Origin of the sequence: Pseudomonas lalkuanensis, assembly GCF_008807375.1 — a bacterium.
Taxonomy (GTDB): domain Bacteria; phylum Pseudomonadota; class Gammaproteobacteria; order Pseudomonadales; family Pseudomonadaceae; genus Metapseudomonas; species Metapseudomonas lalkuanensis.
This window is the reverse complement of sequence record NZ_CP043311.1, coordinates 5,864,017-5,878,002: the sequence shown is the minus strand read 5'-3', so window position 1 is coordinate 5,878,002 and position 13,986 is coordinate 5,864,017. Positions and strand designations below refer to the sequence as shown.

The following is a 13,986-nucleotide window of genomic DNA, read 5'->3' as shown; positions in this document are numbered from 1 at the left end:
TGCTGATTCAACTGTCGCGCAAGGCGCGGTTCAGCCTTTCTTCCAGTTCAACCTTGTAGCGCAGGTAGTGCACCGTCTGCGCCTGGCCCCGGCCCGGCACCCGCGACAGGTCGAGGTCGGTGATGTAGCAGGGGTAGCGTTCCGGTTCGCGGCGCTGGGCGAGGATGTGCCGGGCCACGGCGGCGAACAGCCCCGCACCGTATTCCAGCTCGGAGAACTCGCGATGGTTGCAATACAGGGTCACGTGCACTTGTCCCTGCTCGGCTGGCTCGACGATGGCCTGCACGTCATAGAAGGGATGGCTGACCGCCGCTGACGGCGCTGCGCGGCGCTCCAGCTGGCGGCCCTGGCGCACCACCTCGTAGTAGAAGATTTCCGGCGTCGGCATGGCCACGGGGTTGTCCAGTGGCAGCAGGGCATTGCGCCGGTAGAGCAGCGACTGCAGGAAGCGCTGCAGCGGTGTCAGCAGGCTCTGCTCATCGCGGAACGGCAGGCGCTGGCGCCACAGGGCGTTGTGTTCGTCCAGCAGGCTGATTTCGGCGGTCTCGCCGATCTGGCGATAGAACACCTGGATGCAGTTCGGCCGGCCCAGGGGGAGGATCACCGCCAGGTCCTGGTCCTCCAGCGCATGCCGGTCCAGCTGCAGCGGGCTGTAGCCCGGCAGGTCTCGGCCAAGGTGTTCCACCAGCGCCGGCAGGTCGGCAAGGCTCGCGTGGCTGACCTGGCCCGGCTCCAGTTGCAGCACATGGAAGCGCTGCTGCACCTGCAGCAGGAAGCGTGGCACTCCGGCAGCGCCGAGCAGCTCCTGGGCGTCCTCGAACAGCTCCTGCACCCGCTGGCCAATGGCCTGGGCGCGATTGCGGCAGAAGCAGCGCACTCGCAGGCCGGGTCGTTCGCCTCTGGCGGGCAGGCTATTGAGGTAGTCGCGCAGGCAGGCGAGCAGGGCATCCGGACCGTCGTAGCGGCTGACCAGCATCTCGTTCCAGCTGTTCAGGATCACCTGGTCGATGGTCACCACCAGGTTCTCGCGCACCCCGGAGTAGCCCAGGGCGTCGGTGCGCTCGGTGGTCATGTGGACGTTCTTCTGGCTGTGCTGTTTCAGCGGGTCGACTCCGACGTTCACCAGCAGCAGCACGTCCGACGGCACCCCCGCGCGCAACAGGGCGCTTTCATCCACCTGGCCCAGTGGCTGGGGGAAGGTCTGTTGCAGGCTGGCCAGCAGGTTGGACAGCTCGTGTTCGGCCAGGTCGCTGGTGCCCGGATGCAGGGACAGGCGGGTGCCGGTATCGATTACGCCATTGCGATGGCACCAGGCGAGCAGGGGAATCAGTTCGCGGCTGCGCTTCAGCGGCGCGAAATCCTGCCATTCCAGGGTGTTCAGGCTGCCGGAGAACAGCGCCCACTGGGTTTCACCCCCGGCCTCCGGGCTGGAGCACTGCACCAGGGTCAGGGTGTCCTCGGCGATGTCCGGGGCGATGCCGGGGTTGATGAACTCGACCTTGCCCGCCTTGCGTTCGAAGGCAGCGTACAGGCGCCGTCCGAGCACGCCCAGATCGCGACTGCTGAGGGTGCCGCTGGCCTGTTCGCTGCGAGCGAACTGGGACAGGAAGCGATAGCTGTAGGTGAGTTCGTTGACCAGTGCGCGACGCTCGGCCAGCACCTGGCGCACTTTCCATTGGCTGCGGCTGTCGAGCATCGCCAATTGCCGGGGCTGCCAGTGCCACTCGGCGGTCAGGCGCTCCAGCAACAGGCGTTGCCAGCTCTTGCTGCGGTTGCGCGGGGGCCGGCTGAGCTTCTTGTTTACCTTGAGGTAGAGGCAGCGGCGAATCAGTTCCAGCCGCTCGGTTTCGTTGCGTTCACGCAGGTACTCCTCCAGGCGGCGGTAAACCACCATGTAGGGGTCCAGCTCATCCAGGTCCAGGCGGTTGGCGTAGACCGCTTCCTTGAAGCGCAACGACAGGCAGGCCACTTTCGGGTGCTCGCTGGCGTAAACCTCCGTGAGCAGCAGCTTGAGTACGGATTTGTAGGGCGACTCGATGCCCTTGTACAGCTGCCACATGCTGGCGCCGATGAACTCGCCAGGGGGAATGTGCGCCAAGTGGCCGAGGTCGAGGACTTCCTCGGCACGGATGAAGCGCTTGGACAGCAGTGTCCTGGTGTACTCGGCGTAGCGCGCTTCCTCGTACACCGGCACCAGCCACCAGAGCGGGGTTCGCCCGGCGAGCCAGATGGCGGTGCGATAGAACTCGTCCAGCAGCAGGTAGTGCTGGGTCGTGCCGCAGTCGTCGGAGGTCAGTCGCGTTTCGCGGTCGCCCTGGGTGAAGCGCACCGGGTCGATCAGGAAGAAGTGCGCTTCGGCGCCCTGGCTGGCCGCCCACTCTTCCAGGGCCGTACATTTGCGCTGCAGCTCGGCGATGGCGGCGGCATCCAGTTCCGGCGCGTGGCAGACCCAGATGTCCATGTCGCTCTGTTCGGCCTGGGCGATGGTGCCCAGGCTGCCCATCAGGAACAGGCCGTGGATGGGCGCCGGCTGCGGACCGCGTCGTGCCTTGTAGGCGAAGGAGCGGGTCAGCCGCTGGGCTTCGGCCAGCAGGTCGTCATCGGGCTCGAAGGCGGAGAGCCCGGCAGGCGTGGTGCCGGATACATAGCCCGGAAGCAGGGGGTGGTTGACGTGAAACAGCAATGGCAACAGCTTCAGGACCAGCTGCTGGCGGGTGGACAGGGCCTGCATGGCACGATCCAGGCGGCCGTCATTGATCTTGAGGAAGCGCGCGCGAAGTTGCGCGAGGACCTTGCGGTCGATGCCGTCGTCGATGTCCGGGCGGATTTCCTGGGTGCGCGTCATGCTCTGTTCATGTCCCGATGCTGGAGGCTCGCCGGCGGCCTTCGCCGCCGGCAGGCATCCGCATTGTATCGCCCGTTATGTTGCCGACTTGAGCGGCGGTGTCAGGCGGGCTGGGGTACGAGGATGGTGCGCAGCGCCTGGACGTGTTCGGCCGCGTCCAGTCCGAGGCTGGTCAGGTAGCCACCGTCGGGCTGGGTGATCAGGCCTTTCTGGTGCAACCGCATGACGGCGGCCTGGACTTTGGGGTTGGCGTTGTTGTGAACCTTCAGGCCTTCCTGGGTGTTGTCCAGGTTGAACAGGGCCAGCAGTTCGAATTCCGCGATGAGTTCGGGGGTGAAGACCATGGTCGCTCCTAGTTCTTGTTGTACTGCAAAGGCCGACGATGGCCGGCCGGAATCTGGAGTCTGTGGAGTGTAGGCGAGGTCAGCCCTGATCTTCGGGCAGGTCCGGCAGTGCCCGCAAGGCCCTTTCGTACCATTCGGTATCGAAGGGGCGGTCCGCCGCGAGCATGGCGTCGATCTCGTGGGCCAGGACCAGGGCCATCAACTGGAGGATTTCCTCGCGCTCGTAACCCACCAGGGTCAGCTTGTTGAGCGTGGCGCGAGCGGCAGGCGGCTCGCCGGCCTCGATCTGGTTCTCGATGGCCTGGGTCAGCGTGGCCTCGGCGAAGGCCTCTTCACCGTCATCAATATCGTCGGTCATGGCGATGTCCTGTCATCGGGGAGGCCGGGCGGCGCGGGGCGCCACCCGGAGAGCGGTCAGCGGGTGGCCAGCAGGTCCTTGCCACGCTGGACGGCGGCGCGGACCTGGTTCGGCGCGGTGCCACCGATGTGGTCACGGGCGTTCACCGAGCCTTCCAGGGTCAGCACGGCGAAGACGTCGTCGCCGATCTGGTCGCTGAACTGGCGCAGTTCGTCCAGGCTCATTTCGGCCAGGTCCTTGCCGGTGTCCACGCCGTACTTCACCGCGTGGCCGACGATCTCGTGGCAGTCACGGAAGGGCAGGCCCTTGCGCACCAGGTAGTCGGCGAGGTCGGTGGCGGTGGAGAAACCGCGGCGGGCGGCTTCGCGCATGATCTCGCGCTTGGGCTTGATGGCCGGAACCATGTCGGCGAAGGCGCGCAGGCTGTCGCGCAGGGTGTCGGCGGCGTCGAACAGCGGCTCCTTGTCTTCCTGGTTGTCCTTGTTGTAAGCCAGCGGCTGGCCCTTCATCAGGGTCAGCAGGCCGGTGAGTGCGCCGAACACCCGGCCGGACTTGCCGCGTACCAGCTCGGGCACGTCGGGGTTCTTCTTCTGCGGCATGATCGAGGAACCGGTGCAGAAGCGGTCGGGCAGGTCGATGAACTGGAACTGGGCGCTGGTCCAGAGCACCAGCTCTTCGGAGAAGCGCGACAGGTGCATCATCGCCAGCGAGGCGGCGGCGCAGAATTCGATGGCGAAGTCACGGTCGGACACGCCGTCCAGGGAGTTGCCGCCAACGGCGTCGAAGCCGAGCAGCTGGCAGGTGATCTCGCGCTGGATCGGGTAGGTGGTGCCGGCCAGGGCGGCCGAACCCAGCGGCATGCGGTTGACCCGCTTGCGGCAGTCCACCAGGCGCTCATGGTCGCGGCTGAGCATTTCGAACCAGGCCAGCAGGTGATGGCCGAAGGTCACCGGCTGGGCGGTCTGCAGGTGGGTGAAGCCGGGCATGATGGTGTCGGCTTCCGCTTCGGCCAGACCCAGCAGGCCCTGCTGCAGGCGGGTGATTTCGCCGAGGATGGTGTCGATTTCGTCGCGCAGCCACAGGCGGATGTCGGTGGCGACCTGGTCGTTGCGCGAACGGCCGGTGTGCAGTTTCTTGCCGGTGACGCCGATGCGGTCGGTCAGGCGCGCTTCGATGTTCATGTGCACGTCTTCCAGGTCCACGCGCCAGTCGAAGCTGCCGGCCTCGATCTCGCCCTGGATCTGCTTCAGGCCGTCGATGATGGCGTCGCGCTCGGCGTCGCTGAGCACGCCGACCTGTGCCAGCATGGTGGCATGGGCGATGGAGCCCATGATGTCATGGCGGTACAGGCGCTTGTCGAAGTCTACGGACGCGGTGAAACGGGCGACGAAGGCGTCGACGGGCTCGCTGAAGCGGCCACCCCAGGACTGGTTGGTCTTGTCGGTGCTCATGGGTTCACTCGGTGCGGAAGGTGAAAGAAAGCCGATGGGCCGGAAAATACCGTCGATAATAACAGTGTTGCCGGAAAAACCGGCGCGGCCTGTCCGGTCGGGGGCTGGGCAGATTGCCGCTGCCTTCACGGAAATGCCCTGGTTTTGATGGTTCAGTACAGGCTTTTGCCCGGCGACCCTGGCTGGTCGCTCGCCGGGCCATTGGGGAAATGTCCGGGATGCCGAAGCGCCTGAAAAAGAAAGCGCGTTCCAACACCGCCAAAGACGACTTCTTCCTGCCGGAATTGTGCCTGCCCGAGGCTTTGCTCGGGCTGGTGCTGCTGGCCGAACTGCTGGTGCTGGTGCTGGTGCTGGCCGAGCCCATGCTGCCCAGTTTCAACTGGGTACGCCTGGCTCTGACCTCACTTTTCGTGCAATGGATCGTCCTGCTCTCTGCGGCGGTGTTGTGTCAGCTCAGACCGTTGTTGGCGCGCATGCGGGCGGCCCTTGCCGGAAGCCTGTGCTGCGCCCTGGTGGTGGGCCTGACCCTGGCCGGTACCGCGGTGGCCGACTACTTCGATCTCGGCGGGCCGCTGCCGCGCAATGGCGAGGTCAACCTGTATCTGCGCCATGGACTGATCAGCCTGATCATGTCCGCGCTGCTGCTGCGTTATTTCTACCTGCAGAGCCAGTGGCGCAAGCAGCAGCAGGCGGAACTCAAGGCGCGCATTGAGTCCCTGCAGGCGCGCATCCGTCCGCACTTCCTGTTCAACAGCCTGAACAGCATCGCCAGCCTGGTGGTGATCGATCCGGACAAGGCCGAGCAGGCCGTACTCGATCTCTCCGACATATTCCGTGCCAGCCTGGCCAAGCCCGGTACCCTGGTCGACTGGGGCGAGGAGGTGGAATTGGCGAAACGATATCTCTCGATCGAGCAATATCGTCTCGGAGACCGGCTACAGTTGGATTGGCAGGTGGATGAAGTACCGGACGATCTGCCCATCCCTCAATTGACGCTGCAGCCGTTGCTGGAGAACGCCCTGATACATGGCATCCAGCCGCGCATCGAGGGGGGGCTGGTAAGAATCGAAGCGGATTATCGCGATGGCATGTTCCGCCTCTGCGTGAGCAATCCTTACGAAGAGGTCCAGGGGCAGTCGCCCTCGCGAGGAACCCAGCAGGCTCTGCGCAATATCGACGCGCGCCTGACGGCACTTTTCGGGCCGCGGGCAAGTCTCAGCGTGGAGCGCCGTGACGGCCGCCACTTCACCTGTCTACGCTATCCTTGTGCGAGACTCACGCAGGAAGCCCGTGCGATATGAATGTCCTGATCGTCGACGATGAACCCCTAGCCCGCGAGCGCCTCAGCCGCCTGGTCGGCGACCTCGAGGGGTACCGAGTACTGGAGCCTGCCGCCAGCAATGGCGAGGAGGCGCTCACCCTGATCGACAGCCTCAAGCCGGATGTCGTTCTGCTCGACATTCGAATGCCCGGCCTGGACGGGTTGCAGGTGGCCGCCAGGCTATGCGAACGCGAGGCGCCGCCGGCGGTGATCTTCTGCACGGCCCACGACGAATTCGCCCTGGAGGCCTTCCAGGTCAGTGCCGTGGGTTACCTGGTCAAACCCGTGCGCTCCGAGTCCCTGGCCGAAGCGCTGAAGAAGGCCGAGCGCCCCAACCGTGTGCAACTCGCTGCGCTGACCCGTCCTGCTGCGGTCAGCGGGAGCGGTCCCCGAAGTCACATCAGCGCCCGAACCCGGAAAGGCATCGAGCTGATCCCCCTGGACCAGGTGATCTTCTTCATCGCCGACCACAAGTACGTGACCTTGCGCCATGAGCATGGCGAGGTGCTGCTGGATGAGCCGCTCAAGGCGCTGGAAGACGAGTTCGGCGACCGTTTCGTACGCATCCACCGTAATGCTCTGGTGGCCCGCGAGCGCATCGAGCGGTTGCAGCGCACCCCGTTGGGCCACTTCCAGCTCTACCTCAAGGGTATGAACGGCGAGGCCCTGACCGTCAGCCGCCGCCACGTGGCCGGTGTGCGGAAGCTGATGAACAATCTGTAGCGGGCCGTCAGTCGGCCCGTTCCGTTTGCGCCGCGTTTCTTCGACAAACCGTGTCGCTGCGCGACATCCGCCTGCGCCCTGGCAGTGCGTGGGCCTGTTATGATTCCGGGCATTACCGTTTCCGGAAGTGATCATGTCCCGCGAGATCCGCATCGCCACCCGCAAGAGTGCCCTGGCCCTGTGGCAGGCCGAATTCGTCAAAGCCCGTCTTGAAGAAGCGCACCCCGGTATCAGGGTCAGCTTGGTGCCGATGGTCAGCAAGGGCGACAAGCTGCTCGACGCGCCGCTGGCGAAGATCGGCGGCAAGGGGCTGTTCGTGAAGGAGCTGGAAACCGCCCTGCTGGAGAACGAGGCCGACATCGCCGTGCACTCCATGAAGGACGTGCCCATGGACTTCCCCGAAGGTCTCGGCCTGTATTGCATCTGCGAGCGTGAAGACCCGCGCGACGCCTTCGTCTCCAATCGTTTCGACAGCCTCGACGCCCTGCCTGCCGGCAGCGTGGTCGGCACCTCCAGCCTTCGTCGCCAGGCCCAGCTCCTGGCTCGTCGGCCGGACCTGAAGATCCAGTTCCTGCGTGGCAACGTGAATACCCGCCTGGCCAAGCTGGATGCCGGTGAGTACGACGCCATCATCCTCGCCGCCGCCGGCCTGATCCGCCTGGGTTTCGAGGGCCGCATCCGTTCCTCCATCAGCGTCGAAGACAGCCTGCCGGCTGGCGGCCAGGGTGCCGTGGGCATCGAGTGCCGCACCGCGGACAGCGAAATCCACGCCCTGCTGGCGCCCCTGCATCACCAGGCGACCGCCCTGCGCGTCATCGCCGAGCGCGCCCTGAACAAGCACCTGAACGGTGGCTGCCAGGTGCCCATCGCCTGCTACGCCATCCTCGAAGGCGAACAGCTTTGGCTGCGTGGCCTGGTCGGTGAGCCCAATGGCGGCAAATTGCTGCGTGCCGAAGGCCGTGCCGCTTCCGCCGACGCCGAAGCACTGGGCGTGAAGGTTGCCGATGAGCTGCTGAAGCAGGGCGCCGGCGACATCCTCAAGGCCGTCTACGGCGAGGCCGGTCACCCGTGACGGCCTGGCGGTTGCTGCTGACGCGCCCCGCCGAGGAGTGCGAAGCCCTGGCCGCGACCCTGGCCGAGCAGCAGGTGTTCTGCAGCAGCCTGCCGCTGCTGGCCATCGAACCCATCGAGGAGACGCCCGAGCAGCGTGGCATCATCCTCGAACTTGATCGCTACTGCGCGGTGGTGGTGGTCAGCAAGCCGGCGGCGCGCCTCGGCCTCGACCTGCTCGATCGCTACTGGCCGCAGCCGCCTGCCGACCAGCGCTGGTTCAGCGTTGGCGCGGCCACCGGTGCCCTGCTCGAAGGGTACGGCCTGCCGACGGCCTGGCCCGCGGAGGGTGACGACAGCGAGGCCTTGCTGGCGCTGCCGCAACTGGCCGAAGCGCTTTCCGTACCCGATCCCAGGCTGCTGATCATGCGTGGCGAAGGTGGCCGAGAATTCCTCGCCGAGCGCTTGCGCGGCCAAGGCGTCGCGGTCGACTATCTGGAACTCTATCGGCGCTGTCAGCCGGACTACCCGGCGGGCACCCTGGCGCGCCGCGTCGAGTCGGAACGCCTGAATGGTCTGGTGGTCAGCAGTGGCCAGGGCCTGGAGAACCTCCAGCGCCTGGCGGGCGACGCCTGGCCCGAGTTGGCCCGCCTGACCCTGTTCGTACCCAGCCCGCGGGTGGCCGAGCAGGCCGCGGAGGCGGGCGTGAAGAATGTTGTGGATTGTCGTGGCGCCAGTGCCGCGGCCTTGCTGGCGGCGCTCAGGCAGTATCCGGCGCCGGCCCACTGATGCGAAGGATGGATACGTGAGCGAAGCAGAAGCCCCGAAACAAGAGCAACACACTCTAGCCGCCGAACCCGTGACCCCCGCCAGCGCCACGCCTGCTCCAAGGGGCAACGGCCTGGCGCTGTTCGCCCTGCTGCTGGGCGCCGCCGGCATCGCCGTGGGTAGCTGGGGCCTCTGGCAGGTGCGCACGCTGGAAAGCCGCGACCAGCAGCAACTGAGCATGGTCGAGGATGCCCGTGGCCAGACCCGCGCCCTGGCTCAGCGTGAACAACAACTCACCCAGCGCCTGGAAGCACTGCCCAGCGCCGCCGAACTGGACGAGCGCCGCCGTCTGCTGGTGGACCTGCAGGGCGATCAGCAACAGCTGCGCCAGCGCCTGGAGACCATCCTCGGCGCCAGCCGCAAGGACTGGCGCCTGGCCGAGGCGGAGCACCTGTTGCGCCTGGCCAGCCTGCGCCTCTCCGCGCTGCAGGATATCCACAGTGCGAGCGCCCTGGTACAGGCCGCCGACGACATCCTTCGCGAGCAGGACGATCCCGGCGCCTATGCCGCCCGCGAGCAACTGGCGAAGAGCCTTGCCGCCCTGCGCAGCACCGAGCAGCCGGATCGCACCGGCCTGTTCCTCCAGCTCGGCGCGCTGCGCGAGCAGGCAGCCCAGCTCAACCCGCTGGTGCCGGCCTTCGAGGACAAGGGTGGCGTGCTGATGGACATGGCCGCCGAAGGCGACGGTGGCAGCGCCTGGGCCGAGTGGCTGGAGAAGCTCTCGCACTACTTCCGCATCCAGCTGGACGCCAGCCAGGACATCAAGCCGCTGCTGGCCGGGCAGAGTCTTTCCCAGGTCCGCCTTGCCCTGTCGCTGGCCCTGGAGCAGGCGCAATGGGGCGCGCTGCATGGGCAGACCCAGGTCTACCAACAGTCCCTGCGCCAGGCCCGTGAAGTGCTGAACGGCCACTTCAACCAAGAGAATCCGGACAGCCGCGCGCTGCTCGCCCGTCTCGACGAACTCGCCGGTCAGCCGGTGGAAGTCCAGGCGCCTGATCTCACACCGGCGCTGAGCGCCCTGCAGGCCTACCTGCGGCGCACTCCGGGCGCGGCCGCGGCGGAATCCGAGGCGCCGGTCGCCGCCGAGCCGGCCAAGGAGGCCGGCCAATGAAACGCCTGCTCAAGGTCCTGCTGATCCTCGCGGTAATCGGTACCGCCGCCACCCTCATCGGCTTGGCTGTCGCCCAGCACAAGGGCTACGTGCTGGTGGCCTACAAGGGCTTCCGCTACGAGTCCACGCTCTGGGCGACCCTGGCGCTGCTGGCGTTCCTCTGGCTGCTGTTCGTGGTCCTGCGCTACCTGCTGCGGCTGGTGGCGGTGTCCGGCGGCGTGGTCAATCCCTGGTCGCGGCGCAATGCCCGGCGCCGCGCGCGGCTGGCCTCCGAGCAGGGGCTGCTGGATCTCGCCGAAGGCCGCTGGGCCCGCGCGCTGCGCCATCTCAAGCGCGCTGCCGAAGGTGATCCGCAGCCGCTGATCTATTACCTGGGTGCGGCCCGCGCTGCGCAGAAGATCGGCCAGACCGAAGAAGCCGAGCAACTGCTGGAGCGTGCGCTGGAACGCCAGCCCCAGGCCGAGCTGGCCATCGCCCTGGCCCATGCCGAGCTGCAATTGGATCGTGGCGACTCGGCCGCCGCGCTGGAAACCCTCAAGGCCGTGCACGAGCGCCATCCGCGTCACCATCAGGTGCTGCGTCAGTTGCTCCACGTGCATGAAGTGCGGGGAGACTGGGCAGCACTGGTCGGCCTGCTGCCGACTCTGCGCAAGGAGAAGGCCCTGCCCGAAGGCCGGCTGGCCGAACTCGAGTTGCGCGTCTGGAGCGCCCGTCTGCACCAGGCAGGCGAAGAAGGACTGAACGAGGGCGAAACCGCACTGCAGCCCCTGACCCGCGCCTGGCAGCAACTCTCGTCCGCCCAGCGCAACGAGCCTCGCCTGGTGCTGGCCTTTGCCGAACAACTGCATCGCCTGGGTGCCGAGGAAGAAGCCGAGGAGTCCGTACGTGGCGCCATCAAGCGCGGCTACGACGAGGCCCTGGTGCGTTTCTACGGCCTGCTGCGTGGCCGCGACCCGGCTCGCCAGCTGCAGACGGCTGAGGGCTGGCTGAAGGAGCATGCCAGTGACGCTGCGCTGTTGCTCACCCTTGGCCGCCTGTGCCTGCGCAACCGTCTCTGGGGCAAGGCGCGGGAGTACTTCGAGAGCAGCCTGAGCTTCCGGCGTGACCCTGAAACCTGTGCCGAACTCGCTCGCCTGCTGGCGCAGATGGGCGAAGTGGAGCGCAGCAACCAGCTGTTCCAGGAAGGCCTCGGCCTGCTCGACCAGCGTCTGCCGGCCTTGCCCCTGCCGGCCGAGAAGATCGCCTGATGCAGAAAGGCCCGGGAAGTCCCGGGCCTTTTTCATTGCCGCGTTGCGGGGTCACTTGCCCACGTAGTCGATGCGGTAGATGGCTCCGGCATAGTCATCGCTCACCAGCAGGGCGCCGTCCGGCGTCACCAGCACATCCGCCGGACGTCCCCAGACATCGCCGTCTTCCAGCCAGCCCTCGGCGAACACGCGCTGGCGTTTCAGGCTGCCGTCGGGGTTGAGCTCGACCCGCTTGATCCGGTAACCGATCTTCTCGCTGCGGTTCCACGAGCCGTGCTCGGCAATGAACAGGTTGTTGCGGTATTCGGCGGGGAACTGCTCACCGGTGTAGAAGCGCACTCCGAGCGGTGCCACGTGCGGACCCAGCTTCGCCACGGGGGCGACGAATTCGCTGCAGGGTCGCTGGGAGAATTTCGGGTCGGCCACGTCGCCGGCATGGCAGTAGGGAAAGCCGAAATGCTGACCGACCTTCTCCAGGCGATTCAGCTCGCAGTCGGGCACGTCGTCGCCCATCAGGTCGCGACCGTTGTCGGTGAACCAGAGTTCGCCGGTTTGCGGGTGCCAGTCGAATCCCACCGTATTGCGCACTCCGCGCGCGACCAGCTCCATGCCACTGCCATCGGCGTTCATGCGGTGTATGGCGGCATAGAGGTCGGGGTCTTCAGCGCAGACATTGCAGGGCGCTCCGATCGGCACGTAGAGCTTGCCGTCGGGACCGAAGGCGATGAACTTCCAGCCGTGATGGGTTTCCCGTGGCAGACCGGCAAGCACCACTTCAGGCCTGGGTGGTGAATCCAGTCGCGACTCTATGTCGCGCAGGCGCAGGACCCGGCTGACTGCGGAGACGTAAAGGTCACCTCCCTTGTAGGCCACGCCAACTGGAAGCTGTAGGCCGCTGGCGATGGTGCGGACCTTGCCGCTGACCGGGTCGAGCGCATAGACCGCGCCCGCCGCGTTGCTGCCGACGAAGAGCGTGCCGCGCTCACCCCAGGTCATTTCCCGGGCATCGGGCACCTGGTCGCTCAACAGCGTGATGCGAAACCCCTCGGGCAACCGGATACGCTCCAGGGGCAACGCGGCGTTGGCCACTCCGGATAGCAGGAGCAGGGCAAGCATGAGTAGCCGACACATGGCGGTGTTCTCCGGATAGGCAACCTCATCCAGCCTAGTCGGTCGCCTTGAAAGCCCAAGGCGCTTTCCACTACCGTAACGCCCTTCCTGATAACCCAACGGAGCCGCCATGTCCCTGGCAAGCCCGCGTTCACTCTTCCTGTTCGCCTTCCTCGGTTGCGTTGCCGTCATGGGCGGCGCGCTATACCTCGAACACGCCCTGGGTCTCGAACCCTGCCCGCTGTGCATCGTGCAGCGCGTCTTCATCATCGCCTTCGGCATCGTCTGCCTGATCGCCGCGATCCATGGTCCCGAGCGGACCGGGCGACGCATCTACGCTGTGCTGGCCTTGCTCTTCTCTGCAGGTGGCGCGGGTTTCGCCGGTCGCCAGATCTGGTTGCAGAGCGTGCCGGCGGACCAGTTGCCCGCCTGCCTGCCGAGTTTCGATTACATGATCGAGGCGTGGCCCTTCCTGCAGATCGTCAAGACCATGCTCCATGGCACCGCCGACTGCGCGGCTGTGACCTGGACTCTCTTCGGCATGAGCATTCCCGAATGGAGCCTGCTGGCCTTCGCCGGCTGCATCCTGTTCTCGCTCTATCAGCTGCTGCGTCGCGCTTGAAACCCCCAGGGCGCATGGCCTGCCATGCGCCCTATCGTTGAGCTTTCCCGCCTTTTTCCTGCCCTTCGTTCACTGCGCCAATTCGCCGCGTCGGCCAGACGACTCCGGCCAGACGGGCCGCGGCCTGTCGATTAAACGCTCGTATGAATTTTTTCCTGCAAGCGCCTTGATGGCACTGCCCGGCGGGCATAATCTGGCCCGCACGCGCCGCCGGAATATTGCCGTTTTGGTGGTGTCTTCCCAAGATCTTGCACCGGTCGACAAAAAACCGTCTCGGAGCGGACGTATAACGGCATTACCGAATTAGGGAAGTGAGGTCGTCACCATGCTCGAAAGTTGCCAGAACGCTCAGGAACGTTGGGGTGGCGTGCACCAGCTGATCGACCGCTGGCTGCAGGAGCGCCATGAGCTGGTCCGCGTATACAGCTCGCTGAGCGACAAACCACAAGCCCCCAGCGCCAACGCAGAAGGGCTGCAAAGGTTCTGTGAGGTCCTGCTGGACTATGTTTCCGCAGGGCACTTCGAGGTCTACGAGCAATTGCTCAATGAGGCGAAAGCGTTTGGCGACCAACGCGGCCTCGACCTCGCCAAGCAAATCTATCCACGTATCGAAGCCATCACCGAAGTTGCCCTGGCGTTCAACGACCGCTGCGACAACGGCGATTGCCGTGACCTCTGCCTGACTAGCGAATTGAAGAATCTCGGGCAACTGCTTCACGAACGCTTCGAGCTGGAAGACTGCCTGATCGAAGTGCTGCACAACGCCCATCAGGGCCAGGCCTCGCAACCGGCCTGATCGCTGTCCTGACGGCGCTGGAATCAGGGTGTTGAGACTCGCTGGGAACCTGATTCCAGAGCTATTGCGGCAATGTGCGGCTGTCGGTGCAAAGAGGGTTTCCCGACCTCGCAGGTCCAGGTCTGGATCGCACTCTTGAGACCTTGCACCGGCGATCAGTCGCAAGGCCCTGGCGGGCGG

General features: G+C 65.9%; 13 protein-coding genes. 8 read left to right on the top strand and 5 right to left on the bottom strand.

The window, feature by feature from the left end; translation table 11 throughout:
* Nucleotides 1–7: 7 nt before the first annotated feature.
* From FXN65_RS26960 to argH, 4 genes are all read right to left on the bottom strand, one after another.
* Nucleotides 8–2,845, bottom strand: coding sequence for a class I adenylate cyclase (locus tag FXN65_RS26960; RefSeq protein WP_151138314.1), 2,838 nt, complete (start codon nt 2,843–2,845; stop codon nt 8–10).
* A 101-nt stretch (nt 2,846–2,946) separates the two neighbouring features.
* Entirely contained in the window at nt 2,947–3,189 is a 243-nt protein-coding gene (locus tag FXN65_RS26955) for a TIGR02647 family protein (RefSeq protein ID WP_151138313.1), read from the bottom strand.
* A 79-nt stretch (nt 3,190–3,268) separates the two neighbouring features.
* Nucleotides 3,269–3,547 (bottom strand): hypothetical protein, encoded by a 279-nt coding sequence (locus FXN65_RS26950; RefSeq protein ID WP_151138310.1) that lies wholly within the window; start codon nt 3,545–3,547, stop codon nt 3,269–3,271.
* A 56-nt stretch (nt 3,548–3,603) separates the two neighbouring features.
* Nucleotides 3,604–4,998, bottom strand: a complete 1,395-nt coding sequence (gene argH / locus FXN65_RS26945; RefSeq protein WP_151138308.1) for an argininosuccinate lyase — start codon at nt 4,996–4,998, stop codon at nt 3,604–3,606.
* 218 nt (nt 4,999–5,216) lie between these two features.
* Here argH and FXN65_RS26940 point away from each other — a divergent pair, with 218 nt between their 5' ends.
* The 6 genes from FXN65_RS26940 to FXN65_RS26915 all read left to right on the top strand — a co-directional run bounded on the left by FXN65_RS26940 (nt 5,217) and on the right by FXN65_RS26915 (nt 11,278).
* Nucleotides 5,217–6,299, top strand: coding sequence for a sensor histidine kinase (locus tag FXN65_RS26940; protein ID WP_151138306.1), 1,083 nt, complete (start codon nt 5,217–5,219; stop codon nt 6,297–6,299).
* Nucleotides 6,296–7,042 (top strand): LytR/AlgR family response regulator transcription factor, encoded by a 747-nt coding sequence (locus FXN65_RS26935; protein ID WP_151138304.1) that lies wholly within the window; start codon nt 6,296–6,298, stop codon nt 7,040–7,042. The genes FXN65_RS26940 and FXN65_RS26935 overlap by 4 nt, the downstream gene beginning before the upstream one ends.
* Nucleotides 7,043–7,172: 130 nt before the next feature.
* A complete protein-coding gene (gene hemC / locus FXN65_RS26930; RefSeq protein ID WP_178119452.1) occupies nt 7,173–8,114 on the top strand; it encodes a hydroxymethylbilane synthase in 942 nt (313 codons plus the stop codon).
* Nucleotides 8,111–8,881: a uroporphyrinogen-III synthase gene (locus FXN65_RS26925; protein ID WP_151138300.1), complete on the top strand. Its 771-nt coding sequence runs from the start codon at nt 8,111–8,113 to the stop codon at nt 8,879–8,881. Before hemC ends, FXN65_RS26925 begins: the two co-directional genes overlap by 4 nt.
* Before the next feature lie 16 nt (nt 8,882–8,897).
* The gene (locus FXN65_RS26920) at nt 8,898–10,031 is read left to right on the top strand and encodes a uroporphyrinogen-III C-methyltransferase (protein ID WP_151138297.1); all 1,134 of its coding nucleotides are present in this window, start codon (nt 8,898–8,900) and stop codon (nt 10,029–10,031) included.
* Entirely contained in the window at nt 10,028–11,278 is a 1,251-nt protein-coding gene (locus tag FXN65_RS26915) for a heme biosynthesis HemY N-terminal domain-containing protein (RefSeq protein WP_151138295.1), read from the top strand. Before FXN65_RS26920 ends, FXN65_RS26915 begins: the two co-directional genes overlap by 4 nt.
* Before the next feature lie 51 nt (nt 11,279–11,329).
* On the opposite strand, the gene FXN65_RS26910 is transcribed toward FXN65_RS26915, so the two are convergent.
* Entirely contained in the window at nt 11,330–12,409 is a 1,080-nt protein-coding gene (locus FXN65_RS26910; protein WP_151138293.1) for a PQQ-dependent sugar dehydrogenase, read from the bottom strand.
* Between the two features lie 109 nt (nt 12,410–12,518).
* Here FXN65_RS26910 and FXN65_RS26905 point away from each other — a divergent pair, with 109 nt between their 5' ends.
* Together FXN65_RS26905 and rsd are read left to right on the top strand one after the other, a co-directional pair.
* On the top strand, nt 12,519–13,010 hold the full coding sequence (locus FXN65_RS26905) for a disulfide bond formation protein B (protein WP_151138290.1): 492 nt from the start codon (nt 12,519–12,521) through the stop codon (nt 13,008–13,010).
* 325 nt (nt 13,011–13,335) lie between these two features.
* Nucleotides 13,336–13,806, top strand: coding sequence for a sigma D regulator (gene rsd, locus FXN65_RS26900; RefSeq protein WP_151138288.1), 471 nt, complete (start codon nt 13,336–13,338; stop codon nt 13,804–13,806).
* Nucleotides 13,807–13,986 lie beyond the last annotated feature (180 nt).